Raw genomic sequence first — 26,574 nt, 5'->3', positions numbered from 1 at the left:
ATGCTACATGTTTGCATCGTGGACAATGCCAATACTCCTTTTCTTGCAGGTAGTCGCTTGGTGGTAAAAACTGTTTTTCGGTCTCGCTTTCTTCTACATCTTCTTTGTAGAACTTGACCTTCTTTCGGCACTTAGGACATTTACAATAGTTTTTACTTATATCCCTTCCAACTACTACTCCACATGCATCGCAATAGGCAGGTTCATTTCGGATACCATTCTCATAGAATCTAAAGCCAATACCTTGATAGATTGTATCTGATTCTAAACTACAGTTACTACACACTGCCATTATTATATTGCCCATTTATAGCTTTCAGATTGAGTTTTATATTAATTAGCTGACGTTCCTTTCCAAAGACCCTAATGTAGCAAGAAAGCATCAACACTAATAGGTTATTTATCATCATATTAGGACTACAATAAACTAAAAACCTTCCAGAAGCTTAGCTATTTTATAACCTCGAATTGGTACTGCTATATCCAATACAGCATCAGAACTTTTATCTATCCAAGGTATATACTCCAGATTAATATCTATGTCATAGCCACATATGTGTACTTCATAGCTTTCTTCATCTATTTCAGCAACAGCTACTATAAGGTCGAAATCAACTTCTTGCGTGTTACCTTTCATAACACAGAATTTTAATGCTTCATCGTATTCCCCATAGAACTGGCTATCCCTCATATCCTCAGTAAAGTAATAGCCAATTAAGTTAGGGTCAACTAATTCTTCTGTTATATCATTATACCACTCCAGTTTCTTTATCACAGGTAGCAGCCATTCTGCCTGCTGTTTCAGGGTAATGCCTAAATTATTGTTTATTACAGCACCTAATCTTTGCTGTTGTTCATTCCAAGTTTCCATCTGTTATATTCTCGTTTTGTACATTAATATGTTATGTTTATTGTACACAGAATCAGACTAAAGTTTTAAACTTTTAGATTTAATTTTTAGGCTATGATAGAAGCAGTTTTACACTGCATATCAACACTTCTAATTATTTAAAGAGAGTAACACTAACTATTGTAGTGGCACACATAATGCTTTCTTTGTGTAGCATGCAGATGTATGGATATGAATTTAAATATTAATGCTACTTATTTCATTGCACCGAGAATAAGCACATAAACATTTATAAATCATCCATCAGATTTGATAGCTTATAATCTCTAAGATTTACGACTAAATCCAGGTCTACATCATCATTTTTCCCATTGGAGTGCAGACAGGTCGCATTAAAATGTAACACATATTCTTCCACAAATAATTTATAATTTACTTCATCTATCTCAGGATAAGTTTCAAGTAAAGAATAGTCCACTTCTTGACCATTTTGCTTCATTACGCAGAAGAACACGCTGCCTGGTGTGTGTTCTAAAAAGTAGTAACTGATTAAATTAGGGTCTATAAGTTCTTCTGTATATTCATTATACCAACTCAATCTTTTAATAAGGGGCAATAGTCTTTCAGCTTCTTCTTTTAAGGTAATGCCTAAGCCGTTATATAGCTTGGCACCCAATATTTGCTGTATTCTCTTATCATTTTTCATCTTATATCTATCAGTTAATTTTTCAGCGTTTAACTGCTGATACCTTATATATAAGATGAAAAATAGCTGTTATGATAAATTTAACTCATGCTTAAATCTATTAGACCGTAAAAAGTTTAGCTATACTACCACTCTATTCCACGCTCTATAGCTTCTCTTCGCTTCCTTATCCTGTAATCAATTTCAGGCTCTTTATGAGCAATTAACTCTTTATAAGGTGTTGATTTAAACTGTGCTTCAAAACGTTGCTGTAACTCTGCTAATGGCGTTGTATCAGGTAAGTTTGCCTGAACTGCTACGTCTATATCTTTTACCACATTTATATTCTCTGCTACCTTTATATGCGGTGCTATTCCAAGTACCTGTGTATAGGCATCTATCATTACCTGGCGAACTTCATCTTCAAACCCTTTCTCACACAGAATCGAATCATGGATGCTACCAAACCATACTGCCATTCCATATTTTACTTTTAAATTAGTTAAAGCTATATCTAATATGGCTTCGCTTTCTACACGCTGCATCTTAATGCTAAGCTGATTGTATTGGTATTTCTTTTCCTGCATGACTATCTGATAAACCGTTGGAAAGAACTTAAGAAATACTTTAGCTTCCTTGCTGAAAAAGCTTTTATGGTTTTCGCAGTAGAACACACGTGAAAACATGTTGACCTTAAAATCTGCTATTTCATCAAGGTCAGTTATACTTAACTCCTGGCACATGAACGAATACAACTTACCTGTGGTAACAAGGTCAATATAGCGTACTACATCGGTAGGAGTAGTTGAATCTATAATACCATCAAAATATTCTAAAATAATCTTAGCCAGTGTGTATGGTTGTGAATTACTGCAATCCAGTGATACAAGCTGAGTATTCGGTTTAGACTTGATAAATAAAAACTGACGTAACTCAGACCATAAATTACTTAGATATGTATGAACCCTTCGACCCTTATTATCTCGGTTAGGTAGCCAAAGCTTTTCATCAATCGCTCGTATCTGATACAGGTAGCTGTCACGCTTCTTTTCAAGCATTTGCTGGTATGTAAGCTGTATTGACTTTACTTGCTGACCTTTAGCCGTTGCTATTTTCTCCTTTTCCCTTCGCTTCTTATTGCTCTTATTTAGCTTCTTTAATAGGGTTGGATTTTTAACTAAAGAGTTCTGTTGATACCAGTCATCAACATACTGCTCTGCTGCTTCACGATGGATGCCTATTTCATTAAGCTGATGATAGGTGTACCTGGTAATATCATCCATAGCAGCTATTTTTAGAGGTATAGCCAGCCTTAGTTTTTTGATGAAGGTGGAATCGCTATCGTACAAGATTCTATCATGCTTGACCTGATACTGTGGTGTTAATCTATAACCTATACTTTTAACACCTACTGTAAAATCACCATCGTTTTCAATAATGCCATTTTCTGAAAGTATTCTTTTAATATCGTCAATGTAACGTATACCTAAGTTATCTTCCATTACCTGATAGTTCATTGGCAGGAAATCGCCAGATTCATATCTCTTATCTGTTATGCTCCTTAAATAGATAGAACTGATAAACCAGTGATACTTATCTATTTGGCAGTCGATGTAACGCTTTCCTTTTCCTTCTTTTTTGAGTATTTCCCTTATGTTTAAATTAGTTGGTATATAGAAATCTATCTCATTATTATTCACTATTTAACTATCCATTTTTATGATAATCATGTTTAATGACTATCTATTTCTTTTATTTCAAAAAGAATAAAAGTTTAATTTATTTAAGTTATTTATCTCAAATAAATCTTTCTTTTAGTTATTTATGGAATAATATAAAGTTGTAATCTTTAAGATTAATAAGAGTTAGATAGAGTTATATTACTCTCTTATGTCCTTACACTAATTGTCTTTTTAGTATACAGTAATCACCTATTACTAAGTATTAATAGTAGTATATTATATATCATTAACTTGTATAAAATGGAAGTAGATGTATAGGCTTTAGAAGCAGCATACATGTAATGTTATCGTTCTGATATATAAAAAGAAAAGAACAATATATGTGTATGAACGACAATGGATATGGAAGCGACAGCTATGAAATGTTTCCTGAGAAAAAGCCTTTTAAGCTTACCGATTTTGAAATAGATGATTTTAATATGCTGATGTTCTTACCTAACGCTCAAAGTAAACAAGATTGGCTAAATACCTGTAAAAGACTTAGAGATTTAGAAAAGAAAGGTATAGAATTTGACAGACTAAGAGAAGCTGAAGAAGCAGAAGATGATGAAGAATAGTGGGGAATAAATGCTTTTTATCCCCTCTGTCTCCTTATTTTGTTTCGGCTATATCAGATACCTGTTTAGGATTTAAATACCTTAGTTGGTATCTTAAAATCACGAACAGCTTTAATAAACTCCCCTACTTCTACAATTAATGTCTTCTTCTCGGTCACACGTAGGCTATCCCAATATGTAGTTGAAAGGCGTGTTTTACTTTGAGCATCAATCGTATTATAGTGGTTCTTATCACCTTTTATCAATTCGTAATCAAAATACCCAGATTTGAGATATTTAGACGACTGGGACTTAAATCTGTTTGCTTCTTCTTGTGAGATGATTCCAGATACGGCAGCAAAGTTTTTGACTTTATCTATTTCAAGAATAAAGGTATTGGAACAAGCGTAGATGTTGATGATGCCATTTCTGTATTCAACATCTACCTTTTCATCTATTGACTTATAGATATACTCTTCTAATACAATAGAAAACTTCTCTTTGCTTATAAATAAATCTATATCACTTGGTCTCTCTTTAACCTCATTTGAAGTAATAAAGTCTTTTACAAACCTTTTCAGTTCTTCCAGTTCTTCATTGGTTTCCAGTTTACAGCCAATTTCAATCGAGTTGCTGTTTGAACTGGACAGCAGGTTCATGGAAGATATTACACCGTTTTTCTCGTTGAAATAGAACTTAGCATGCAAGTTATTTACCAGTCGTGGGGTGATACCTAAACTTTCCACCTGCTCCCAACTTGCCGAGTTCTCAGGCTCATTCCTGACAAAGAAATCAATCCTTACACCACGATTCTTAGCGTTGACCAATTCACTGGCAATTCGCTCCCAATACTTGAAATTAACATATGGTGATACAATTATAAGGTACTGCTTGGCATCATAAATCAGGTCAAGAATCTCGGTACTAATCTTGTGTGGCTGTAATATCTTCATCTTACTATTAAATTACTGCTGTTTGTAAAGCAAAATATTATAAACAATCAGCATAGTGTATTTGCAGTAAATATTTAAGTGTTGATTCGGCTTTGCATTTAATAGCAACTAACTGTTTCTCCGACAGTTTTGACACAACACCATGAGTTCCCCTATTGAATAATTCAATGAGTTTCAGTGTTGACTGTATGTCTATTGACAAAAAGTCATTAAATACCTCGTTATTTATTTCCCGAGTTATATAAAGCAAACGAGCCCTTCTTGTTGGATTACCATTGTGAAAATCATCTGGCTTAGTTGACCACTTCTTGACCTCTGCATCAGGTGCAAGTAAATGGAAAACATGAGTGAATAATTCCCTAAGAGATGTTATAAAGTGCCTGGTCTTATCTATGTTATTTGAATTTAAAGCTTGATTAGCACCTATCCATAAGCGTACTAATTCAGGGTCTAATTTAGGTAGAAGTGAATGCAGAGTTTCTTCACTTTCTATAAGAATATCATTAATTAAGATTTCTTCTTCAACTTCGTCTTCCCTATCTATCGTAATTTTCTCAACAACATTAGATGTATTATAAAACTCAATAGATGGAATCCGAGCTAAAGTAGAGTTAAGCCCAACCAACGAGCTTGGATTAGATTGAAATGAATGACAAAGCTTTGAAAATTGGGTGGTGTATTCAACTAAGGATGTGCTCAGTAGCCCTTTCTCAATTTGGTTTAATCCTAAACTTTGACCAAGACTACCCCAATTTAAGCCTGAAAAATTTCTTTCTGCATGTAAAGCGTATTCAGTAATCTTACCGATGTTTGCTGAAATTGCAAATTGTGCAATTATAGATTTATCTATGCCTTGGAAAGCAGTAAGTGTTTTGATGCTTTTGTCTAATTGCAAACCAGCACTAACAGGGCTCATTGTTATTGCTAATGATTTCTGAAGCCCGTTTGATATTTTAGCCTGTTCTGTTATAGCCTTTGCTAACTGTGGAGCTAAAGTATGTCCTGTAATTGCTGCAATAGACTTATTGGCATCCCGAGTAGCTTTTAATATAGGAGATTCAAAGGATATTTTGGCTACATCTGGCAGTTTCTGATAGATGCTTGAGATAGCTGAATATTGGTCGCTTATACCTTTTAAATACTGATTTACAGAAGAACTTAACATGCCATTTTTCATCATAGCAGATTGAGCTGCAAAAACGGATGCTTTACTATTTATACCTGTAATTAAATCAATAATAGGTTTGTACCTTTCTTCGTTATTGCGGCTGTCCTCAGAGTTGTCTCTGTTATTTTCTCCCATTTCCTATGGCTATCTATCTTTTAACAAATACTAATATACAATCAGCATATTATTAATCCATATCCACTAATTGCCCCTTCACTAATACCTTATCAATTTCCTGCATAAGTTCAGCAGTTTTGGTCAAGGCTATAATCATCTTCTGATAATGAAGTATATCTTCAAAAGAAAGTTCTCTACCTTTTCTATCTTTTAACCATTTCTGAGCAGGCTGGTAGCCACCGATGTAGAACCCCCAAGCTGTTTGCGGAACATTGGCGAAGTATTGGCTGTCGTTAATATAGACGTTACCATTCTCATACCGTAACTTGTCGACCACATTGTTACCATCTACTGGATACTGTGTGATGTATTCTTCTAAATCAAGGCTTTCCAATAAGTGTAATTGGCGAAGCTTGCCGCCTAATGTTGCCAACGACAAGAACTCGTCAGCATCAGTAGGATATGGTACACGTGGGAAATCCATTTTCAAAAACTCCTTATACTTTTCACGATATGATGGGCTGTGAAGCATAGCATAAATGTAATCCAAGATGTCTATTGGAGCGAAAGTACCAAGCGTACCTTCTTTCTCTGGTGTGAACTTTAGACCTAACTTATCAGCTATTTGCTGAACAATCTTTTTGTTAAGATTTGGTGTGCGTGTTGCACCTTGGTGCAGGTTTAATTGCAGCGAATTTTCATCATATAAATAAAGGGGAAAAAGGATGCACCCTCCACGATAGTAGATATTTCTATCAACAATCGTCTTACCTATGAAAGCCAAATTCCAAGGCATATCACCAACGACTTTTCCCTGCCTACCTAACAGAAGGACTGTGTTTTTGCCATCAATTAGGTGTTTCATTACGCTATGCCTTGGTCTACCCATTAAACCATTAGTCTTACCAGTATAAAAGGTCTTTTTACTATCAAACGGTCTATATAAAATATCAGAAACAATAGGTTTATTTACTGATATGTCACTAACCATTTGCTGAATACGTGCTGGTGATGTTCCTAAGACATGTGCTGCGTCAGAGATACTGCTGCTGCTTAAAATGTTTTTTAAAGTATTTAGACCTTCTTCTGTATCCTTTATCAAGATGTTATCGGCTTCAGTCTGTATACCTGAATTATTCAGAGGGAATAGCACATTGATATCAATGAAACCATTATACTCATTTTCTCCATCACTATTGTTTGGGATAAAGAAGTAGTTTGGACTATTAGGCTGTAACTCGATGAAGGTTTCTGGTGATAAGTTTCCATTTGCCAGTGACTCATATTTTTCTTGTCTTTTGCCATAATAGTCTTTATACAGCACCTTCTTATCTTTAGCATTAGTCTTTATCATAAGACTAATACATACACCAGGCATAATATCGAATACATTTTCATCTACATCTCCATCTGGTGTTTTTTCTTTTAACTTAGAGTTACCATGGAGATTTATAATGTAAATCTTATCAAAAGTATCATACAGCCTTTTCCTCATTTGGCGATGTATCACTCCATCAATGAAAGAATTATTAGTAATCATCGCCACTACACCAACACCTGTTCTTTCGATATAATGCTCAGCATACCGAATGAACTTTATGTAATCATCTGATAAAGGCTGTATATTTCTTTCATTCAAACCAATTTTGTAGTCTGCAACTAATTTTTCAATCCAATTCCCTTTATTACTTGAACTAATACTATAAGGTGGATTACCAATCACACACATTACAGGGGTATCACGCTTTATGTGATTAGCTTCATTAGCTTCATTGGCAAGTGCAGTGGCAAATAAAGACCCTGTATCAGGATGATGCTCTTCTAAGCTGTTAGTAAGATAAATTCTGAAACGTTGGTCTTTCGTAGGTTTATATCCTGTTTCAGTTAAAAGCAAATCCAGTTTCAGATGTGCCATCGCATATGATGCCATTAGCAATTCAAAGCCGTTCAATCGTGGTATCAAATGATTCTCCACATAACTGCTCCACACACCTTGCATGCTCTTATACTTGCCATGAATATGTTTTACAACTTCTGCCAAGAACGTACCTGTACCAGTAGCAGGGTCAAGAATCTGCACCTTATGCACTTCATGTTCAATCTCACGTTGACCTGCCTTATACCGCTTATCATGGGTTGGGATGTTAAGCTTAACTTTTGTTTTAGAAGTATCAGCTAAACCCTGTGGAAGATTAAACTCTGTTTTAAGAATATCATCAACCGCACGAACGATGAAGTTTACGACTGGCTCAGGCGTGTACCAAACACCACGAGCCTTACGGAGTTTCGGGTCATACTCAGCCAGGAATGTTTCATAGAAATGGATGATTGGGTCATGTGTTTGGGTAGCTTTACCAAAGTTCTTCAGCAGTGCAGCAATATCTGTGGCTCTAAATAAATCTGCCAGACCATCAACTATCCATACCACACGGCTATCTAAATCGAAACCGATGTAATTAAACATGGTGCGTAAAAAAGGGTTAGTCTTAGGTATTAGCTGTGCCGCTTCTTGTCTGCTAAAGGTAGGTAAGGTAGGGTCATGCAAACGAGCCGCAAACATGCCATAGGCTATGGTTTGGGCATAGATGTCAGCAAACTCCCTGGTCTTTATATCATGTATGAGAATCTGCTGAAATGCATTCATTTGCTCTTGCAGCGTACTATTCTCCTGGTTTTCTTCATCACTATTAAGAGCTTTCTCGATGACATCTGCAAGCAAACGTGATTTAGCTGCCATCATTTCAGCAAGCTTTTTAGAACTCTTTATTGTCTGACCTATATGAGTACAAAAGTCTTTTATCAGACTTTCAAACATCATAAAGTTCTCAGGTAGCGGGTGAATCTGCCCGTTTTGTAGTTCTGCAATTTTCACCGATGTCTTAAACTCACCATCTATGTACAGATGGAAGTCCATATAATCAGTAATAATCAGGTTATCCAGTGAAGCACGATAGCGGTCAAACTGTTCTTTCAGCGTTTTACTATTCAACACCACACCAATATCCTTTGCTTCAATATAGCCTACTGGTATCTCATTCTTTGTAATGATATAGTCAGGAGCACCACAAGCTATACGAGCAGGCTCATTTGTAACCAGTACATCGGGGGCTAAGGTTGAAATCAACGTTTGTAAATCACCACGATAGCTATGTTCTCTTGAAAAGCCTGCTTTGTACCTGGTGTTGAGAATATCAATGTAATTATGAAGTGTCATTTGTTTCCCTGTTGCTATATGAAGCTGAGCAAAATAAAAATGTAATATAGCAATTATGAGGATTTACATGACGATGTTTATTGATAGCTTAAAATAAAACTGGCGGTTCAGTTAATAACTTATTTTTCATTTATCTGATTGGAGCAGTAGGTACATTTGGTTTCTTGTAATTTATAATTAGACCATCACGAAAGACTATAATGGGATAAGGTGCGGTTAAATCACCTATCTTTCATTCCGCTTAATACCTGCCAGTTATATCCTTTTTCTATGCAAAGGCACTTGAAAATGTGGAATCCATATTCGGCTACCAGGATAATCTGTGTCTTGGATTCTTCCCTACTCATTTTGAGCTTATAATGCTGGGTGTCTTCTTCAAAGGTGAAGTAATGCTCGAATAGCTCTTTCTGGTAAGCTGTGAACTCTGCTCTTTTCTTATTTATCTTAAACGAGGAGTGTACCACTCCATGCCTGACGTGGCTTATGACCTGATACCACTGTGAAATGTTATACCTTCTTGGCTGTTCTGACTCGTTGAATTTTTCGGATAACTGCTTGATAAGCTTTATAATATCAGCGTTGTTTTTACCACGGTATTTTCTTCTTACCCCTTCCTTATAGTCTTCCAGTGATGTGCAATGTTGATGAGCAATCTTGTCTGCTTTACAATATTCATCAGGGTTATGGTACAGGTAAGAAGCGGTAATGTCAAACAAAAAAGATTCGAGAATTTCATAACAAGTGGCTACGCTTCTCATACCTTCCTTGCTAATCAAAGCTTCAACACTTTCTGCTATATCCTTAACCTTAACCGTATCATACTTACCAGTATGGTAGAAGAGTTTGTACCCGTTATCAGATGGACCCGTCAGGTCGCCAATGGCTAAAGCTGTTCCCATTATACTTTCTTCAGGTTCATGCTTCTGAAAACGCTCTAACAAACTTTGCTTCTGGTTTTTCAGGTGCGTGGATGTCTGATAGAACATCGAATTGGTCAGCGATATGTTCTCAAGAAATATATCCAGTTCTTGCTGTAATGGGTTTTTCAAATTGAACTTAGATTTATTATTATATTACCTCTATCAGGAAAATCATTTCAGGATTAACACTCAAACCTTCAGCGAGAATAGCTTTAATTTCTTCGTCATTATAGCCAGTTAGAGGGTTTATCAGATTCAATATATCTTCTTCATCACTTATCAACTTAAGTTCGGATATAAAGTATCTACCATCCTCTAAATGTTCTTTCTTCCTGATTAAGATGTTAGTTTTATCAGGTAATGTATTAATTAAATCAAGAGCAGCTTTGAACCCTTCAAAACAAAGATTAAGCAAATTCTCAAACAGTAATGGTAAATTGTGTTTCCTCTCATTGAGTTCAGCCTGTTTTTCTAAATCTCTTGAAGCTTCAATAAACCCCCAGTAAAATTGACACTCCAGTTGAAAATGGTGAACAGTCACATTTCTTTCATTAAAAAAAGTTTTTAAGTGAGTTTCATATATATTATTAAGTGTCTGATATTCTGGTTTAGCTTTATGTGCTGGCTTTATATTGTTTAGTACACGACCTAAATAGACATTCTCAAGGCTTAATCCAGTTTCGAAATACAGATGTAAAATATCACCTATTCTATCCCAAAAATTGTAAATGCTTTGCAATCCAAAATTTGCATACATCAAATATCTTCTGTCTTCTAAATTCTGTCGGTATGTACCTTGTGAATAATCTGTATCTATAATAAATGGCTTTAAGAAGTAAAGCACACCAATAACGTATTTGATGTCCTTTGTTATAAAGTCCAATTCATCGTGAATCTTGAAGTCAGAATAGGGCAATGGGTAAATATTTACCTTTCTTCTTAACACATTGCTTAAAAAAGCTGTTGAAGTCTCTTCTTCAAATTTAACTTGGCTCAAATTTTTAAGATTACGTTCATCGTAAACTTTAAAAATCTGCTCATTGAACCCTTCAAAGTGTTCTAATTCTTGCATTATATATTATTGTTGACATGATTTATACCCAGATGTATATTCCATGTTATGCAATTAAGCACCCCACCTTCATCTGCTATGGAATTACTATCAATCGTAGCTATTCTACTTTTTGGAAACAGTTTCTCAAACTGCTTGACCACCGCTTTATCTTCTTCAAACCCAAACATAGGAATAATGACTACATCCTTCATTTGAAGGTAGTTAATGTAAATGCCATTGGCTTGAATGTATTTTTGATTTTGGTAAGGGTTGTAAGGTATTTCAATCCAGTTCAGACCCGAATTATGTAGTGCCATTCTGAACGCTAATTGGAACTGTGACTTTTCTTTAGAGTAATCGTTTATCAACACAGTTTTATCATCCAAGAAGCGAACCATGCCATCGGAATGACCAATAGCATCTGTAGTAGGTATAAATATTACCTGGTCAACTTCAAGTTGCTCATGCAATTTTCGTATCAGTTGCTTTTCAGGGATATGTGGGTTTTCTCTGAATACCTTATCGCACATGATAACCTTGCCTTTGGCTCTAACCACATTACCACCATCAACCAGAATATTCGACTTACTTGGGCTAATGCCTATTGCTTGACAGATTTTATCTGTATCAGAAATGGTCTTTAGCCACTTATTGCTTTGTAGGTAGTCAGGATTATAAACGAACTGAACAAAATGGTCACGAGCGACCTGTATGGGCATATAATCTCTGCACCAAATGTCCTTTGTGCCAGGTAATAAACTATAGCTGAAATTACATTTAGTAAGAACCTTTTCAAACTCCTGGTAAAAGTTTGGGTACTTCTTAGGAAGAGTATCAGCAAGATACAGGAAGTTGGTTTGGTCATCTGTTATCATTTAGAAGTTACCAGGGTTTACACCATTATTTACAAGCCAGGCATGATTGAAATGACCGTAACCAAGCTTATTGATTGGGTTTTCATGTGGTAAGCCGTTCCAGACCCAGCAATGTGCCAATGACCATGCACGAGCAGGATATTGTGGTAAGTTCTGTCTAAAACCACTTCCCGTAGGAGTAAAAATAGAGCATGCTGTTACTGTAGGGGTTTGAGCAATTATGGATTGTAGCTTCTCAACTAACCAGCCACCAGATTTGAAAGTGAAATAAATGTGCTTTATAGATTCAGTAGTGTTTATATACTTCACTATTTCTTCCACATTGTCATCCAGCCACTCATTTGCACCCATTATATCTAAATGGTCATCTCCGTAATCATCCCATACATAGTTATTATTTACAATAATGCTGTTGCCTTCCTGTTGTGTAGGTACATGAGGGTTAGTGCCTTTCACAATGTCTGCAAAGACAATCTTGCCTTTCTTGCAGATTTTGAATATATCATCCAGAGTTGGAATATTATTCACCATAGTTCTCCTGGCTGTCAAAGTATTACCATTATGTATAAACATATTAGCAAGTATCGTCCACATATACATACCTCTGCCATAAAAGAAGTCAGCATTGTTCCAGTTCCAACCATGGTTGAATGTGCCAATAATAATGACTTCAGGTTCGTAAGGAACAGTATCCAGTATGGAGTTATGCGTCTGGAACCCATTGCCCCAATTCTTATTTAAAAACTTATGATGTACAGGCATTATAGCATGGTGATTAAAGTTTACTTTTATTTGAAATTTCTCTCAGTTTAGCTTATTCAATTAGTTCGACATATCTGGCACCACCACATTGAAAGCAAATACCTGATTGTACATGAGAATACTCTGGAAACATACCTGCTCCAGAACATTTGCTACATGGGGTTAGCATAGAAATCTGCTTGCCATTTTCATCTAAGAATGGTACTTTTTCATTCTTATGAAGATTTTCATGGCATACCAGACATAAAGTTAAAAGGGCATCATCTGGGTATTCCCACGGGGCAAGTCCGCTTTGGTAATACTTGTGATGAACATGTAATCCTTTCGTGTAAAGCCATTTAATACTCTTGTATATGCTTGTTAAAGAGGCATTATCACCTAATGTTCTTTTATATGCTATGATAGCATAAACTGAGTGACTGGGTTCAGAAGGATGGACGTACAGGCATCGGTGGAAGTTCTCAGTCCTGTCAGCTAATGCAAGTAATTTATTATATGAGACATCTATGCGACCATGTGAACTGTATCTGCCAACTTTATAGGAAACATATATCCTGTTCCCATCTGGTGAAATACTGAATTTTGAAGCAGATAACCCATTTACATAAGATAGGTTTTCACAGTGATTACACTTGTTCCCATCTCTTTCAATTATAATTGCTCTTTTCGCTTTCCATCTTTTATCTGATAGCAGTTCTGCATATGTCATTTTATTGTCTGCTAATTATTCAAACCATGAACCCTTGTTCCAAGCTTCTGCATGTAGAGATACTCTATCGCTACAATCTCTCTTCTTGTAAGATTGCTTGGCAATGCCTGTAAAACCGAATAGCGGAAGTTTTTGTGGTATTCAGGGTCAGCGTCACAGAGCCTTATCAACTCTTTGTTTCCCCCATGAAAGGTTCTGGCGTAGTCATTCCATCTTTGCCAAATACCACCTTCACCGCATGCTGAGCCTATGTACTGATTGCCTGTTTTGGCATCGAGTATCATGTATATGCCATTTACAGCAGAAAGATGATTCTTCCAGTCCTGATTGGCATCTGGATTTTTAGTTAGCTTTTGTAGTTCATCAAACTCCAGAACAAAGTTCAGTAAACCTGGAAAAGCACCTAAGTATCCTTTAGGCAGGATTTGTACAACTTCTTTAGGCTGTTTATGATACCATTGATGCCATGCGATTGCATTTTCTCCCCAATCTATGACTACACGGTCAATCAGATAATCCAGGTCTTGCACCTGCTCCAAGTCATAGTAGAAGTATTTTTCGCCTTTTTCGACACCGTTAACTTTGAATATACCGAAGAGCAAAGACTTAGTGCCTTCCTGACCTATGAAAGAAATGATGTAGTCGCATCCTTTGAAAACTTCCTTACTTTGTTCCCGCTGGTACTCAATTAGCTTTGCTTTATCCTTAATCAATTCACGATATTCTTTCCTGTTATCTTTGTGCCGAACCAGCTTAACTTTAGCATTTCTGAACAGGTCAGTCTTCAGGTTTAAGATGTCCTGTAAGGTCAACTTCATTGTATCCTGCTGTTGAGTTGATTCCTTCTTTACTTGTTCAATATGTGATTCGTCATCTACTGCCTTGCCACGATAAATAATTTCTATCACATCAACAATAAACTCACTAAGCCTTTTCCTAATAACTTCTTTGTCTTTAATATGTGTAATAGGCTCAGGCATGCTGTGCAGGTGCTTTTTACAGAGGTGAAGTTGGTTCAAACTCATGCCCTGCTCTGGAAGCCAGCTTATATTCCCTTCTTTGTAGTTCTGAAATAATCTCATTAACAAACTATACAAGTGAGTATAGGAACTTGGGAATGGCACACTTTCTACTTCATCTCGTTTTTCCAGTTTCTTTAAGATGTTATTGTTATCGAAATCAATCTTAAAGTGCTTGGACTGGCGTTTATAGGATAGGTGAGAACTACCACCATTGTATTTATAGTCAATGTATGAAACTGCCAGGTTTTGAAGGCTCAACTCCAGATTTGGCTCAACTTCCTTTTGAATGTAGCTTCTTAATTCATCAAGTGAATCGAAGAATGAGTTGGTTGGCAAGATAGAATCTCCTTCTGCACGTGATAAAGCGGCACCGCAAATCTCGTCTGTTCCATAAACAGGAGCATCTTTGAACTTGCCTATACCCCTAAACTTCAATGTTACAGCATCAATGCCGTACACTGCAAGCTGTAAGGATGATTTCGGACATTCCCAAAAATCATCTTTATTGAGCATTAGCACTACTTCCTCATTGTTAAGTTGGCACTCTGGGCAGTAGCCATCGTTGTATAATGTCTCCATATCTTATGTAATTGTCTTAGTTTGCTTTCAGGTTGTTGCCAAAGATGAAAAGGAACTGCTCGATGCATTCACCGCTTGTGCCAAGCTTGTTTGCCAGTTCGTTCATAATTCGGATGTAATTCAAGAAGTGCTTACGGGTGTTATCATAACGAATTGATTTGAGTTCAACAAAATCTGCAAACATGTTGCTCTTAAACACATCTATGAGCCGTAGGTCAAGGATAAGAGAAGGATTTCCATTGAAAGTGATTTTCATAAAGTATAGAATCTTACTGAAGGTGGACATTCCAAGCCCTGGCACACTGTCAAAGGATTTGACCAAGGATTCATAATCTGAATCATCAGGGCTGCTCTTCACTTTAATGTTATCAAGTGCTGCTTCAAGTATAGGCATACCCATTAGGATATTGACAAAGTGGTTTCCACGCATGCCCTTTGGATAGCCCCAATAGATAACTTTCACTATCATTTCTCGGGTGGAGCCAGTATGTGAGAACAGGTCTTGTCTGCTCAGTTCAAGAGATGGATGGTTCTGGAAAAGCTGGTCATTCAATTCCTGTAACCAAGTAATTTGCTTTTCAGCATTAGTCCAGTTGCTGCGTTTTGTTGTGAAGCTTTGATGCAATACAGGAAGACTCTGTAAAAGAGGCTGATAGGTATCTAATGTCATTTTGTTTGTTTTCTGATTGTGCTGTATTGTTGCTAATTCGTGCTGGCTAACTTCAGCCGTGGGAGCAAGTATAATAAAATCACAATATAGCAAAATTTAGATACTATTTACTTTCCTTAACCCTATTTAGTATTTTATATTTCTATTGAATAGTCACTCAAAATCAATAATAAATTTAGAGCGGAGATTAAGTAATTTATGATAACAATTTGATGATGTAAGAAGGGTTAAATAATATCAGCAATACAATATTGCTGGTGTTGTTATCCGATGTTTAAAAAATGCTTAACAGCTTAGGGCATCTTAAATTCTAAACTGGTTGAACCAACCTTTTGAAGTTATGTATAACTAACTACCTCTTAGCAAACCGTAAGTAGAAATGAATACTACACAAAACTAATTTATAATGAGAAAACATTATTTACACCTATACATACTTGTCTTACTTACACTTTTAGGTTGTAAGGAAACAGAAGTAATCCCTAAACAGACACCACCTGCAACATCAGTAAGTATACATCTTACATTCGGCAACCCAAGCAATGCTACAGCCGAAGTATCCAATAGCAACAACTATCTCATGGTAAAACCGCAATATGTGCTGTCATATAGCAAAGACAGGGGAACACCTAATTGGGTTAGTTGGTATCTTAGCAATGACTGGTTTGGTCAGGCTGACAGGCAGGATGATTTCAGAGCAGATATGACTTTGCCATCAGACTGGTATAGAGTTGGTGCATCTGCCTATACAGGAAGTGGCTTTGACAGAGGGCATAACACGCCATCAGCTGATAGAACGAAAACGGTGGAAGACAATTCAGCTACCTTTCTGATGACCAACATGATTCCACAAGCCCCAAATAATAACAGAAGTACTTGGGCTAACCTGGAAGATTATACCCGTAGTCTTGTAGAAAAGGGAATGGAAGCCTATGTAATCATGGGCAGCTATGGTACTGGTGGAGTAGGCAGCAACGGGGCAGCCAACACCATTGACAATGGCAGGGTCACCGTACCCAAGCAGATATGGAAGGTAATTGTGATACTACCAGTTGGGGATGATGATATTAGTCGAGTAACGGCAAATACCAGGGTTATCGCTGTTAACACACCCAACATTAACACCATTAACTCTGAATGGGGTATGTACAGGACATCGGTAGATGCCATAGAACAGGCAACTGGCTATAACATCTTGTCTGAACTACCAGACCAAATCGAGGAAATGCTGGAATCCAAGATTGATACTGGACCAACCAGGTGATTAATTGATTATCCTTTTGAAAGCTATCCTATCTAAAGAATTATAACCACATCTATAATATCTATGGTTATGAAATAGGGAGTAAGTAAAGTCGTAGGATATACGTCACAGACACTATCAAGCACACATACATAAAGGTTGTCTTCTAACTTGACCTTTTGTGTTTCGAATGTTTCCACGATTATTTTAAGTCTGCTTATAATGTCTGAACTATCCCAAACATAATCCACGACCCTGCTCATAAATGAGTCTCCTTCGTACACCTTTATTCTATAGGTGTAGCAGTTTGTATGGTATTCATACACCACCAGTCCTGACTGTTCATCCACCCTCCTAAATCTATAATTATTAGGAATCACACCTAAAGCACATAAATCACAATCTATACATGTGTCTATTGTAACACAATTGCATACCGAATCCAGGATAACCATAGCTTCACAAAACCATTTATCTTCTTCCTCCATAGGAATTTCTTCCAGGTTAGGGCTTATCCAAACGTAGTCTTCATCCTCTGTTATGGCAGCAGCTTTATTATCCTTAAAGGGGAAAATGTGAATGTAGTTTTCACTTAAACTGGTCGTTCCATCAGGAGTTTCTTTGTACAGACCATAGTGGTCTTTTTCGGTATCATACGTCTTGTAAATAACCTTTTTCCCACATGCACCAAGCACTTCATTTCTTAATATCACTACCATAATCTTCTCTTTTGTTTATGGTATATATTAACCTTGAAGTAGCACATTGCCTGTTTTGGGTAGAATTATGGAAAAGTAGAAAAGGAGTTATGATTCCTGATATATAGATAAAAGAAATAAAGTATTTATGAGAAGCGTGAAATTGACAGACTCGTGCGATGTCCAACTGGAAACATTAAAATTGTTCGCCCTAAAAAAATATAAGGTCAGGCTGAACAAGAACCAGGTAGTTCAGATTGCATTAAAAGCGTTAGGCGAAAAATTTGGATTAGGGGAGGTACAGAAAGATGAACCCAAGTAGAAAGTTAACCAAAGCCACCAGTATAAAAGAGTATCTACCTGGCGATGACATCAATATTCCAGGTATTTATAAGCAGGGAGAATTTCTGCTTGCCATACCGCCTAATATTGAAGTCATTAAAGATGATTCGCACTTCCGAGCAGAAGTAAATTTTGTGGTAGAGAATGAAGAACGAGTGTATGACCTTGTAACCAGTATAGAAGATTACCCTTTTTCCATGCAGGAATTTATTGATTCCAAAGCTGGAAAGCTTTCAACTGAATACACGGTGCTTGTCATCTACTACGATAGTGAATTAGCTTATTACTGTACTATGACTGTTGATGTACTTCTGATTGAAATAAATAGTGGAGAAACCAGTAGTGTTGAAACAGAAGAAAGGCTGTGTTCTCCATACATAGGGCTTGACCTTGGCAATCAGGTAATCCTGAAATTTAACGATTGGAACAAGAAGAACTTTGATATAGATAGCTACTAATTCGGTAGCTATCAATTTTGCCTTAGTAGCTTTATTTCTCCTTTATATAGTTGTATAAGGTGGGCTTTGAAATATTCATCATTTGGCAGATGGCATCAATTGAATGCTGCTTCTCATTATAAAGACGAACAGCAAGTTTCCGTTTATCTTCATTCATTTTCTTGGGGCGACCACCCACCCGACCTCTTGCTCTTGCTGCTGAAAGTCCTGCCATTGTCCGTTCCTTAATCAGATTCCTTTCAAATTCTGCCATTGATGCGAAAATATGGAACACAAGTTTCCCTGTGGCGGTACTGGTATCAATTGACTCCTGCAAACTTTTAAGGGCTATGCCTTCCTGCTCCAAGTAGTTCATCCACTCAATCAGGTCTTTCAACGACCTACCTAACCTGTCAAGCCGCCATACAACTAATGTGTCACCACTTCTTAGTACTTCCTTAACTTTTGTTAAAGAAGGTCTTTCGGATACAGTACCTGATATTTTGTCGGTGAAGATTTTCTCACAGCCTGCTTGTGTTAAAGCATCGTGCTGCAAATCCACATTTTGAAGAAGTGTTGATACTCGGGCATAGCCTATAAGCATAGAAACAGATTTAGTTAAATATCTCGTTATACAAATATAATAATTTACTTTGAATATTTAACTGAGTTAATTTACTTTTCAATCACTGAATACGCTTAATCAGATGGGGTCAAAGTTTTGGCAGGGGTTAGTAAAGAAAACAACCGTTTACTTTACTAACTGTAAAATGAGATGTTCATATTAGAGTAAGACATCTGATTATAAATGGTAGACTATAAGGAATATTTCCTGTAAGTGTGGCTGATTCAAATTCTGGTATAGCTTTTTATAATAGGAATTACCTAATATAAATAAAATAAAGGCATGAATTTGTTTAACTTGTAATTATAATAACTTTGTTTTTTAAATTGCGGACTACTTTAAGATTAAACAAAATGCGTAAAATATTGAAAAAGGGTGGTAGATAAAATAAGGCTTTATAACCACTAAATAAGTTTAACTCTATCTCTGTCAGTTTGTGATTTCCATAAAGTGTTTAACCCAGTATTATACTAACCTATGAAAACGATGGTAATTGAAGAAGAAAGAATTAAAGCACTAAAGCGATACGACATTCTGGATACACCACCAGATGGCAGCTTCGACCGTATCACCGCCTTAGCTTCCAAAATGTTCAATATGCCTATCGCTCTAATTACATTGGTAGACCATGATAGAATCTGGTTCAAATCTCAGAGCGGTTTGCCTGATGTGAAGCAAATTGACCGAGTGCCTGGGCTTTGTGCATCTGCTATTTTCTCTGAGGATGTATATCTCGTGGAAAATGCCATCGAAGACCCAAGAACCTTAGAGAATCCGTTAGTGTGTAGTGAGTTCGGGCTTCGCTTCTATGCCGCTGCCCCCTTACAAACGAATGATGGTTATAATCTCGGGAACCTGTGTGTTATAGATAAGAAACAAAGGTATTTAAGCAAGGAACAACTTGAATTGCTTAAGGAAATGGCTGGCATTGTGATGGATGAAATGGAGGTGAGATTGGCTGCCCGCACTTCACTTGCCAAATGCTACGAACGTATTGCACTTCTTGAGAAGGAAAACAAAGAATTACGTAACAGATAGCTATATATGCTTAAACCCTCCATATTTTACTGTGATGCTCCATCTATAAGTATATAGTTATCTGGGGTAGTAGTAAAGGATACAATCGTTTATTTTACTCACGGATTTGAGATGACTAAAGCAGATTAAAGTATATACATATAATGTATGACTCATCTAATCTATAACTCATCAAAATAAATTATAATTGCATCATATTCTACAACTTTGACAGCCCATTAGGGTTATTCAATAATGAACCCTATTGACAGAATCAAGGCATTAGCTAAAGGTAGCAAACTAACTTATGCAACCTTATCCTGTGGTGAGCAATCAATAACTATCGACAAATTTGTTGAGAAGTTTAAATTACTCCAAGCTAAAGAATCAGGAAAAGAAGGTAGTCAGGTTTACTACTTCAGTAACGTGAACGCCCCTAACTTAATAATGAGAATCAGTATTGATGATGGTAATTTATCACTTATGTTAGAAAACATAAGTCATTTCAAAATGGAGATGGGCTCTACATTACTTTAAGCCAGGCATAAGCGTTTTCAACGCTCTTAAAGGTAGTTACAATTACACCTTTTATTCCCCTGTTAAGGGTCTTGTCTGTTGACAACTTACTGAAAACATTAGGTGAGTACACCCACGCAAAGTACTCGCAACCTGAACTGTGCATCCTCGGAAACCAATCAACTGCCACCCAATCTGATGCATCATCCCAAATACTTGTGACATTTGTGTTGTCATTCAGCACCTTCTTGCAATGGTGTTGAACCAGGTAATGTCTTATCTTTTCGCAGCCATCCATGACACTTTCTTTCGATTGGTCGCCTTTCCAATTTACATGCAGTATATCATTAATGATATCAAGGCTGATAGTGAAGTGTTGCTCAGTAATTAATTCTTTATTTAACAAAATAAACTTTCTGGTTGGTGCAATGCTATTATACCTTTAAACACAAACTTTGGCTTATGTTGTGCAGTTCATTACTATAAGACTGAGAAGCTTACTCTTATCTGCACTCTTGGCTCGTCTTCAGGGGTAATGCGTGTCACTTCTATCTTGTCACTCTCGTTGAAGTATTGGGCAATGCCTTTGATGATACCTACTGCTACGCCTGCCATGCGTCTTTCTGAATGGTAATCTATTATTAGCTGGTTTGCCCCTTTCTTAGTCACCAGCAGCTTTGGTGGGCTTGTCCTGCTGTCTTCTTTCCTTACAGCACCATGCATGGCTTCTTCCGTGTTAAGCAACATTTCATAGGTTCGCCAGTCAGGGTTGATGTACTTGTTGTAAATCAACATTAAGTCTGGTACAAGAAACTGACCATATCGCTCCATCAAGTCATAAGCTGGTATGCCTGTTATCTGTGATGCCTTCTGCACAAGGGCGAATAACTCGCTGGTTGGGTACATCTCGTGCATCTGATATGATGCACGTTCAATGCCAGCTTCTTCGAGCAATCTTAGCCAGGTGCTGTAGTCGTACAGGTTCTCAACAAATCGCTTCAGAAGAACGAATATAGAACCATGCATTCTGTCTTCGGAGTGGTTGTAATTACTCATATAATTTACCAGCTTCTTTGAAAGGATAGTAACAAGAAGCCTTATTAGATTAAAAGATAATACAGTATAACCTGTATTTAAATTGATTGAAGCCACTCAAGGGCATCTGGTTTGTTTGAAAAGTTCTTCAACTCAAAAGGGAAGGCAAAATTCTCAGTTGCATATTTTATATTATTATGAGCCGTTGCTTCCACAGTTTCATTGAATGATTGAAGTCTCGCAAGCTTTGTGATGCGTGTGGTCATAAAGCCCTTTACCAGATGTGCTGTAATCATTCTGCTCTGCTCAGCATCAACAGCTACAATGGTATTTGACGAATCCAGCAAGACCCGTTTTACATCATAGCTTATTATAGTATCTACCAGAATATCTATACTGCTTTTTATGTCAAGAAGCAGATAATCATGCAAATCAGGATATGCAACCTCTAATACATCTGTTGCAGGGAAGTAATCTAACTTAATAAGGCTGTTGTCAAACAGAACCATTGGTGGTAAATAGGGTTAAATGTGAACCGTAAATCTAACTACGCAATATTTAAGAAACTTCTATATTTAAAAAAATTAATGACTATCCTGAAATGTTAAATGTCATAGAGTTTTACTATTTTTTCTATTAACAGTATTGAAAGTGCTATTATATAAGTATTAAAAAGAAGCTTAATGATATACCAAGAAGATAGTCAAAGGATTATGCAGGATTTATTCGATTCATTTCCTGCTGAAATTGAAAAAAGCTATTCATTTCTCTCAGAAACGGTTAGAAAGCTTCAAACTTTTGACCTACTGGCAAACATCTCCTATTATAATAATGCACATGACTCCGAAACCTACACAGATTTTAGGGGTGACAGAAACTTCTTTGTGTCTGAAGTCCTAACCTTATTATGCTTGAAAAATGAGTTTGTTGAAGAAAGCACAGTTTCATTTGAAGAGTTCTTTAACCTTGTTCAAGAAATACAAAAAGCAACAATCACCTACTGTGGAAGAAAAGACGCACTTGAAATAACTGCTAATCTAAAAAGCAATAGTCTTTTTTCAGATATAACTGGAGCAATGTCAAGAGAAGCGAAGCAAATAAGGAATCCAGGTTTACCTGACCATCACCTTATTTTCTCTGAAAAACTATTTGAGCCTATCAAGCAAGAAATAAAGTCTTTGATGGGGTTCAGTATATCAGATTCAATAAAAATCAGAAAGTCGATTCCAGAGTTGATTAATATTAAGTGCAGAAATGGATTTGAGGAAGCGAAACTTGAAGCTAACAAGCTTGCCAAAGAAATTACAAAGTACAGAAAGAAAAAGTTAGTAGAGCCAGATAGTAGTTTTACTCAGGAACAACTGGAAGAATATTCTTTACTCACAGATAAAGAGATAAGGCATGGATTACAAAACCACACATACCTTGAGTTATTTTTCAACTTTAGCAAGGTATATACTTTCACTGCCCAAGAACTATCAGATTTTAGTAAAATCGAACTGCATGCGGGTAAAGCTTTTCTAAAGACTTTCTCCTGCTCATTCCCATCTCTTAAGTCCGATGAAGAAATATACAAACCAATAACAATATTGAAGTCAAAGCCGATTCTGGAACACAATGGTCAATTCCTATTACCATCGTTCCCATTGCTTACTTGGGCTGTTGAAGAAGTGGTTGAAGCTAAGATAAAGGAAAGCCAGAAGCGGTATACAAGGTTTGCTGCCATAAAACATGATTTCATGCTCAATGAAGGATTAGATTATTTTGAAAGACTTCTCCCAACAGCACAAATAATTGAATCTAATCTATACTATACCATCCATAATGATGAGCATGAAACCGATGGTTTGATTGTTTATGACCGAACCCTCTTTATCATAGAAGCAAAAGGGCAAAGAATTACTGCAAAGGCAAGAAGTGGTCATATACTGAAAATGGAAGACCATCTCAAAGACTTAGTAAAAGATTCGTATACTCAGGGAATTAGAACTTTAAGATACATCGAAGAAAATGAAATAGCTGAATTTAGGGTTCAAGATGGTGAAAAAATAAAGCTTTGCAGGACTGATTTTGACGATATTATTATTGTTTCTATGACCTTAGAGCCAGTTGGAAACCTGGCAATGTTAATTAAAGCAACCAATGATATAGGTTATTTTAACCCTGAGCATTTCCCTTGGATTATCAGCATCTATGACCTGGTGGTATTGGCAGACTTAATTGATAACCCCATTCTATTTATACAATACATTAAAAGAAGAAATGATTTCTTAACTCACGGGCACCTGTCCATTTATGAGGAACTTGACTTAGTTTCTTACTTCATGTACAATAGCTTGCACATTAAGCAAACGTTAAAGGATGCAGAAGAGAATAGTGCAAATGCAATTCATTTCGCTCCAGATACGGATGCAATAAATGATTACTACATGTATAAATTTGGTCATAAGACGAAAGTGACAAAGAAGCCAAAGCATTATATTTCTAAGGAGTTCAATCATTTCCTTCTGCAACTTGACTATTCGGAAGTACATAATAGAGTAAAAATTGGGTTAATTCTTCTTGAACTCAACAATACAACTATCAAGCAATTACTGGAAAAGGTAAAGATTACAAAAGCTGCGTTTGTTAAGAATAAGGGGCTACATGATTGCTCCATATTTTCTCATTCTTTGGGTGGGGTAGGCGTAACATATATGACAGGCTCTAAACCAGTCTTAAGTGATACACTCCAAAAGTATTGCTCATATAAAGTAAAGCAACTGAATGCATCTATTTGGATAGGATTGGGAGATTCATCTACAGATAGAAAGGAGTATAGTTTTACACAGGTGTTTATTTACGAAAAAGAAAAATAGGCAATACATTAACTTTATTTGGCTTCTCTTAGAACTGAATCTCAAACTTTCGGAAATTAGGACTTTCAATACCCGACCCCTTTATTTATTAAGCATTCAAACTCCTACCAATGACTCAGACATACTTTTCTGAAATCGAATTTGTCTTGATAAGCAATCTCAATAAGGCAGAAACATCTATAAAGGTTGCTGTTGCATGGTTTACTAACCAGAAACTTCTGGACTTACTTCTGACAAAGTTAAGCGAAGGTGTTAAGGTTGAGTTGATTATACGTGATGATTATATTAATAATTCCGCTGATTCTTTGTCATGGGCTGACTTTTATAAAAGGGGTGGTAAAATAAGCTTTTCAGGCACAGAAAAGCTTTTACATCATAAGTATTGTATAATTGACGAAGTTACAGTCATCACTGGCTCTTACAACTGGACAAATCAAGCAGAACGTGTTAATCAAGAGAATATAGTAGTTATTTCCGAACAACAGGTTGCTGAGTCCTATATCTGTAATTTTGAAAATTTGAAAAGTAGCTGCAGAAGTATAGATGATATTACACTCCTAAACTTCCGACAAGTTGAAGAAGCACCTTTAATAGAAAAACATTTCCTCGAAGATGATGTCACTTCTACAAAGAAATCTACCAATACAGAGACGATTTTAGAAGAAGCAGCTAAATGTTACTTGAACAAAGATTATAGCAGAGCAATTGCCTTGTTAAAATCTTCATGGAATGACTTATCCCAAATACCTGAAGCCTACGAAACATTAGCTTGGTCTTTAGCAAGAAATGGTCAAGGTGAAGAAGCGTTAGTTTGTGCTGAAAGGGGTATAGCTTTGGACAGTAAAAATCCTGAACTATCAAATGTTATAGGCTTTGTACATGACGCCAATAAGCAACATGGAAAAGCTATTGAATGCTTTGATAAGGCTATCAAGCTTGCTCCCCATCTCACACCTTACTACTGGAATAAGATTTTCTCTTTGTACAAATTAGGAAGTATAAGCAACGCAGAAAAAGTTTCTACAGAACTTGTAAAAATAGCTTCAAACATCCTAAAAAAGAAAGAAAAATATACACCGTACGACCGAATGCATGCCTTCATCGATAGGGGTAATGCTAAGTTTGACAGGGTGAGCAGAGAAGAAGATGGAAAGAAAGCTAAAGCAATTTATAATAGTCTACAAGATAATCAAAAGGACCTACACGATTTGGATAGCATAAATAACCTTCTATTTTCAAAATAGAACTTAGTACTTAATCATAAATATTTTCATTAGATGCTTTGTTTAGAAAGTATTCGAGCTACCATTAAAACAGGACAAGAAAGCCTTACTCTTGACCATACAACCTTAGACTATAAGCTATCAGATTTCTGGCGGTGGAGTGTTTCAGACATCCTAAGTAATGCTACTCGTGGTCGTTTAGCTGAATTTATAGTGGCAACTGCTACAAATATTGATGTTAAACAAGTAAGAGATGAATGGGGGGCATATGACCTGTTAACACCAGATGGTATTAAAATAGAAGTAAAGTCAGCAGCTTATCTTCAATCTTGGGAACAGAGCAAATTATCAAAGATTTCATTCAGCACGAAGCTTTCAAAGCCTTGGGATTGGAAATTGGATAAGCGTTCAACAGTGGCTCTAAGAAGTGCTGATGTGTATGTGTTTTGCTTGTTACATCACCTGGATAAAGCAACTGTTGACCCTCTTAATTTAAACCAGTGGGAGTTTTATGTCTTAGCTACTGAAGAACTTAATAACTACACAAGAAGTCAACATTCCATTACTGTTAACTCATTGAAAAAGCTTACCAATGCTGTTAGCTATGATAAGATTGACCAGGAGATTAAGCTAAAATACAATGTTACCATCACAGATAAGTGTATGCATTAACATTAGAGGTGGACTTTATATAAGACTTTATAAAAAGAGAACAGCTACTTTG

26 protein-coding genes are annotated in these 26,574 nt (G+C 36.4%); 8 read left to right on the top strand and 18 right to left on the bottom strand.

Translation table 11 applies throughout. The features are described 5' to 3' along the window. Window positions 1-427 precede the first annotated feature (427 nt). From WG943_RS15350 to WG943_RS15340, 3 genes are all read right to left on the bottom strand, one after another. Complete coding sequence (locus WG943_RS15350) at window positions 428-871, bottom strand: hypothetical protein (RefSeq protein WP_340410349.1); 444 nt, start codon at window positions 869-871, stop codon at window positions 428-430. A gap of 268 nt (window positions 872-1,139) precedes the next feature. Then, complete coding sequence (locus tag WG943_RS15345) at window positions 1,140-1,556, bottom strand: hypothetical protein (protein WP_340410348.1); 417 nt, start codon at window positions 1,554-1,556, stop codon at window positions 1,140-1,142. A gap of 125 nt (window positions 1,557-1,681) precedes the next feature. After that, window positions 1,682-3,235 carry a hypothetical protein gene (locus tag WG943_RS15340; protein ID WP_340410347.1) on the bottom strand — a complete coding sequence of 518 codons (1,554 nt, stop codon included), beginning with the start codon at window positions 3,233-3,235 and terminating at the stop codon, window positions 1,682-1,684. Between the two features lie 368 nt (window positions 3,236-3,603). Between WG943_RS15340 and WG943_RS15335 the strand changes: the two genes are divergently transcribed. Beyond that, window positions 3,604-3,834 (top strand): hypothetical protein, encoded by a 231-nt coding sequence (locus WG943_RS15335; protein WP_340410346.1) that lies wholly within the window; start codon window positions 3,604-3,606, stop codon window positions 3,832-3,834. Between the two features lie 65 nt (window positions 3,835-3,899). Here the strand turns inward: WG943_RS15335 and WG943_RS15330 are convergent, their stop codons facing one another. The 10 genes from WG943_RS15330 to WG943_RS15285 all read right to left on the bottom strand — a co-directional run bounded on the left by WG943_RS15330 (window position 3,900) and on the right by WG943_RS15285 (window position 15,856). Then, complete coding sequence (locus WG943_RS15330) at window positions 3,900-4,766, bottom strand: phospholipase D-like domain-containing protein (RefSeq protein WP_340410345.1); 867 nt, start codon at window positions 4,764-4,766, stop codon at window positions 3,900-3,902. 37 nt (window positions 4,767-4,803) lie between these two features. Then, window positions 4,804-6,069: a pPIWI-associating nuclease domain-containing protein gene (locus WG943_RS15325; protein ID WP_340410344.1), complete on the bottom strand. Its 1,266-nt coding sequence runs from the start codon at window positions 6,067-6,069 to the stop codon at window positions 4,804-4,806. Between the two features lie 52 nt (window positions 6,070-6,121). Continuing rightward, on the bottom strand, window positions 6,122-9,265 hold the full coding sequence (locus tag WG943_RS15320; RefSeq protein WP_340410342.1) for a type ISP restriction/modification enzyme: 3,144 nt from the start codon (window positions 9,263-9,265) through the stop codon (window positions 6,122-6,124). A gap of 221 nt (window positions 9,266-9,486) precedes the next feature. Further along, a complete protein-coding gene (locus WG943_RS15315; RefSeq protein ID WP_340410341.1) occupies window positions 9,487-10,314 on the bottom strand; it encodes a hypothetical protein in 828 nt (275 codons plus the stop codon). Between the two features lie 19 nt (window positions 10,315-10,333). Then, window positions 10,334-11,257 carry a Cthe_2314 family HEPN domain-containing protein gene (locus WG943_RS15310; protein WP_340410339.1) on the bottom strand — a complete coding sequence of 308 codons (924 nt, stop codon included), beginning with the start codon at window positions 11,255-11,257 and terminating at the stop codon, window positions 10,334-10,336. Beyond that, a complete protein-coding gene (locus WG943_RS15305; RefSeq protein WP_340410338.1) occupies window positions 11,257-12,114 on the bottom strand; it encodes an agmatine deiminase family protein in 858 nt (285 codons plus the stop codon). Before WG943_RS15305 ends, WG943_RS15310 begins: the two co-directional genes overlap by 1 nt. Then, a complete protein-coding gene (locus WG943_RS15300; protein WP_340410337.1) occupies window positions 12,115-12,876 on the bottom strand; it encodes a hypothetical protein in 762 nt (253 codons plus the stop codon). It abuts the gene before it with no gap. 52 nt (window positions 12,877-12,928) lie between these two features. Continuing rightward, complete coding sequence (locus tag WG943_RS15295) at window positions 12,929-13,585, bottom strand: hypothetical protein (RefSeq protein ID WP_340410336.1); 657 nt, start codon at window positions 13,583-13,585, stop codon at window positions 12,929-12,931. Between the two features lie 11 nt (window positions 13,586-13,596). Then, window positions 13,597-15,186, bottom strand: a complete 1,590-nt coding sequence (locus WG943_RS15290; protein WP_340410334.1) for a GIY-YIG nuclease family protein — start codon at window positions 15,184-15,186, stop codon at window positions 13,597-13,599. 16 nt (window positions 15,187-15,202) lie between these two features. Next, entirely contained in the window at window positions 15,203-15,856 is a 654-nt protein-coding gene (locus tag WG943_RS15285) for an 8-oxoguanine DNA glycosylase OGG fold protein (RefSeq protein WP_340410333.1), read from the bottom strand. Window positions 15,857-16,262: 406 nt separating this feature from the next. Here WG943_RS15285 and WG943_RS15280 point away from each other — a divergent pair, with 406 nt between their 5' ends. Further along, on the top strand, window positions 16,263-17,120 hold the full coding sequence (locus WG943_RS15280; RefSeq protein WP_340410331.1) for a DNA/RNA non-specific endonuclease: 858 nt from the start codon (window positions 16,263-16,265) through the stop codon (window positions 17,118-17,120). A 32-nt stretch (window positions 17,121-17,152) separates the two neighbouring features. Here the strand turns inward: WG943_RS15280 and WG943_RS15275 are convergent, their stop codons facing one another. Beyond that, window positions 17,153-17,818, bottom strand: a complete 666-nt coding sequence (locus WG943_RS15275; protein WP_340410329.1) for a hypothetical protein — start codon at window positions 17,816-17,818, stop codon at window positions 17,153-17,155. A 287-nt stretch (window positions 17,819-18,105) separates the two neighbouring features. Between WG943_RS15275 and WG943_RS15270 the strand changes: the two genes are divergently transcribed. Continuing rightward, entirely contained in the window at window positions 18,106-18,597 is a 492-nt protein-coding gene (locus tag WG943_RS15270) for a hypothetical protein (protein ID WP_340410328.1), read from the top strand. Window positions 18,598-18,628: 31 nt separating this feature from the next. Here WG943_RS15270 and WG943_RS15265 read toward each other — a convergent pair whose 3' ends face one another. Beyond that, the gene (locus WG943_RS15265) at window positions 18,629-19,180 is read right to left on the bottom strand and encodes a recombinase family protein (protein WP_340410327.1); all 552 of its coding nucleotides are present in this window, start codon (window positions 19,178-19,180) and stop codon (window positions 18,629-18,631) included. A gap of 498 nt (window positions 19,181-19,678) precedes the next feature. Here WG943_RS15265 and WG943_RS15260 point away from each other — a divergent pair, with 498 nt between their 5' ends. Together WG943_RS15260 and WG943_RS15255 are read left to right on the top strand one after the other, a co-directional pair. Then, window positions 19,679-20,239, top strand: a complete 561-nt coding sequence (locus WG943_RS15260) for a GAF domain-containing protein (RefSeq protein WP_340410325.1) — start codon at window positions 19,679-19,681, stop codon at window positions 20,237-20,239. Window positions 20,240-20,473: 234 nt separating this feature from the next. Continuing rightward, window positions 20,474-20,755: a hypothetical protein gene (locus tag WG943_RS15255; RefSeq protein ID WP_340410323.1), complete on the top strand. Its 282-nt coding sequence runs from the start codon at window positions 20,474-20,476 to the stop codon at window positions 20,753-20,755. Here WG943_RS15255 and WG943_RS15250 read toward each other — a convergent pair. The 3 genes from WG943_RS15250 to WG943_RS15240 form a co-directional block, all read right to left on the bottom strand. Next, complete coding sequence (locus WG943_RS15250) at window positions 20,742-21,140, bottom strand: hypothetical protein (RefSeq protein WP_340410321.1); 399 nt, start codon at window positions 21,138-21,140, stop codon at window positions 20,742-20,744. The genes WG943_RS15255 and WG943_RS15250 overlap by 14 nt on opposite strands. Window positions 21,141-21,214: 74 nt before the next feature. Beyond that, entirely contained in the window at window positions 21,215-21,790 is a 576-nt protein-coding gene (locus tag WG943_RS15245; RefSeq protein ID WP_340410319.1) for a heme NO-binding domain-containing protein, read from the bottom strand. Between the two features lie 77 nt (window positions 21,791-21,867). Beyond that, a complete protein-coding gene (locus WG943_RS15240; RefSeq protein ID WP_340410317.1) occupies window positions 21,868-22,278 on the bottom strand; it encodes a hypothetical protein in 411 nt (136 codons plus the stop codon). Window positions 22,279-22,452: 174 nt separating this feature from the next. On the opposite strand from WG943_RS15240, the gene WG943_RS15235 reads away from it, so the two are divergent. From WG943_RS15235 to WG943_RS15225, 3 genes are all read left to right on the top strand, one after another. Then, complete coding sequence (locus tag WG943_RS15235) at window positions 22,453-24,627, top strand: hypothetical protein (protein WP_340410316.1); 2,175 nt, start codon at window positions 22,453-22,455, stop codon at window positions 24,625-24,627. A 110-nt stretch (window positions 24,628-24,737) separates the two neighbouring features. Beyond that, window positions 24,738-25,871: a phospholipase D-like domain-containing protein gene (locus WG943_RS15230; protein ID WP_340410314.1), complete on the top strand. Its 1,134-nt coding sequence runs from the start codon at window positions 24,738-24,740 to the stop codon at window positions 25,869-25,871. 33 nt (window positions 25,872-25,904) lie between these two features. Next, window positions 25,905-26,522: a hypothetical protein gene (locus WG943_RS15225; RefSeq protein ID WP_340410312.1), complete on the top strand. Its 618-nt coding sequence runs from the start codon at window positions 25,905-25,907 to the stop codon at window positions 26,520-26,522. The last annotated feature ends 52 nt before the right edge of the window (window positions 26,523-26,574 follow it).

It is taken from the genome of Pontibacter sp. H249 (assembly GCF_037892465.1).
In the GTDB taxonomy this organism is placed as follows: domain Bacteria; phylum Bacteroidota; class Bacteroidia; order Cytophagales; family Hymenobacteraceae; genus Pontibacter.
This window is presented reverse-complemented; position numbering and strand designations above follow the sequence as displayed.

Excerpts from the sequence above, each read along its gene's own strand:
- WG943_RS15345 (WP_340410348.1), bottom strand. The coding sequence starts at position 1,556 with ATGAAAAATGATAAGAGAATACAGCAAATATTGGGTGCCAAGCTATAT.
- WG943_RS15285 (WP_340410333.1), bottom strand. The coding sequence starts at position 15,856 with ATGACATTAGATACCTATCAGCCTCTTTTACAGAGTCTTCCTGTATTG.
- WG943_RS15330 (WP_340410345.1), bottom strand. The coding sequence starts at position 4,766 with ATGAAGATATTACAGCCACACAAGATTAGTACCGAGATTCTTGACCTG.
- WG943_RS15270 (WP_340410328.1), top strand. The coding sequence starts at position 18,106 with ATGAACCCAAGTAGAAAGTTAACCAAAGCCACCAGTATAAAAGAGTAT.
- WG943_RS15260 (WP_340410325.1), top strand. The coding sequence starts at position 19,679 with ATGAAAACGATGGTAATTGAAGAAGAAAGAATTAAAGCACTAAAGCGA.
- WG943_RS15310 (WP_340410339.1), bottom strand. The coding sequence starts at position 11,257 with ATGCAAGAATTAGAACACTTTGAAGGGTTCAATGAGCAGATTTTTAAA.
- WG943_RS15240 (WP_340410317.1), bottom strand. The coding sequence starts at position 22,278 with ATGGTTCTGTTTGACAACAGCCTTATTAAGTTAGATTACTTCCCTGCA.
- WG943_RS15335 (WP_340410346.1), top strand. The coding sequence starts at position 3,604 with ATGAACGACAATGGATATGGAAGCGACAGCTATGAAATGTTTCCTGAG.
- WG943_RS15290 (WP_340410334.1), bottom strand. The coding sequence starts at position 15,186 with ATGGAGACATTATACAACGATGGCTACTGCCCAGAGTGCCAACTTAAC.
- WG943_RS15225 (WP_340410312.1), top strand. The coding sequence starts at position 25,905 with ATGCTTTGTTTAGAAAGTATTCGAGCTACCATTAAAACAGGACAAGAA.
- WG943_RS15320 (WP_340410342.1), bottom strand. The coding sequence starts at position 9,265 with ATGACACTTCATAATTACATTGATATTCTCAACACCAGGTACAAAGCA.
- WG943_RS15245 (WP_340410319.1), bottom strand. The coding sequence starts at position 21,790 with ATGAGTAATTACAACCACTCCGAAGACAGAATGCATGGTTCTATATTC.
- WG943_RS15275 (WP_340410329.1), bottom strand. The coding sequence starts at position 17,818 with ATGGTAGTGATATTAAGAAATGAAGTGCTTGGTGCATGTGGGAAAAAG.
- WG943_RS15295 (WP_340410336.1), bottom strand. The coding sequence starts at position 13,585 with ATGACATATGCAGAACTGCTATCAGATAAAAGATGGAAAGCGAAAAGA.
- WG943_RS15300 (WP_340410337.1), bottom strand. The coding sequence starts at position 12,876 with ATGCCTGTACATCATAAGTTTTTAAATAAGAATTGGGGCAATGGGTTC.
- WG943_RS15305 (WP_340410338.1), bottom strand. The coding sequence starts at position 12,114 with ATGATAACAGATGACCAAACCAACTTCCTGTATCTTGCTGATACTCTT.
- WG943_RS15280 (WP_340410331.1), top strand. The coding sequence starts at position 16,263 with ATGAGAAAACATTATTTACACCTATACATACTTGTCTTACTTACACTT.
- WG943_RS15350 (WP_340410349.1), bottom strand. The coding sequence starts at position 871 with ATGGAAACTTGGAATGAACAACAGCAAAGATTAGGTGCTGTAATAAAC.
- WG943_RS15325 (WP_340410344.1), bottom strand. The coding sequence starts at position 6,069 with ATGGGAGAAAATAACAGAGACAACTCTGAGGACAGCCGCAATAACGAA.
- WG943_RS15265 (WP_340410327.1), bottom strand. The coding sequence starts at position 19,180 with ATGCTTATAGGCTATGCCCGAGTATCAACACTTCTTCAAAATGTGGAT.
- WG943_RS15235 (WP_340410316.1), top strand. The coding sequence starts at position 22,453 with ATGATATACCAAGAAGATAGTCAAAGGATTATGCAGGATTTATTCGAT.
- WG943_RS15255 (WP_340410323.1), top strand. The coding sequence starts at position 20,474 with ATGAACCCTATTGACAGAATCAAGGCATTAGCTAAAGGTAGCAAACTA.
- WG943_RS15230 (WP_340410314.1), top strand. The coding sequence starts at position 24,738 with ATGACTCAGACATACTTTTCTGAAATCGAATTTGTCTTGATAAGCAAT.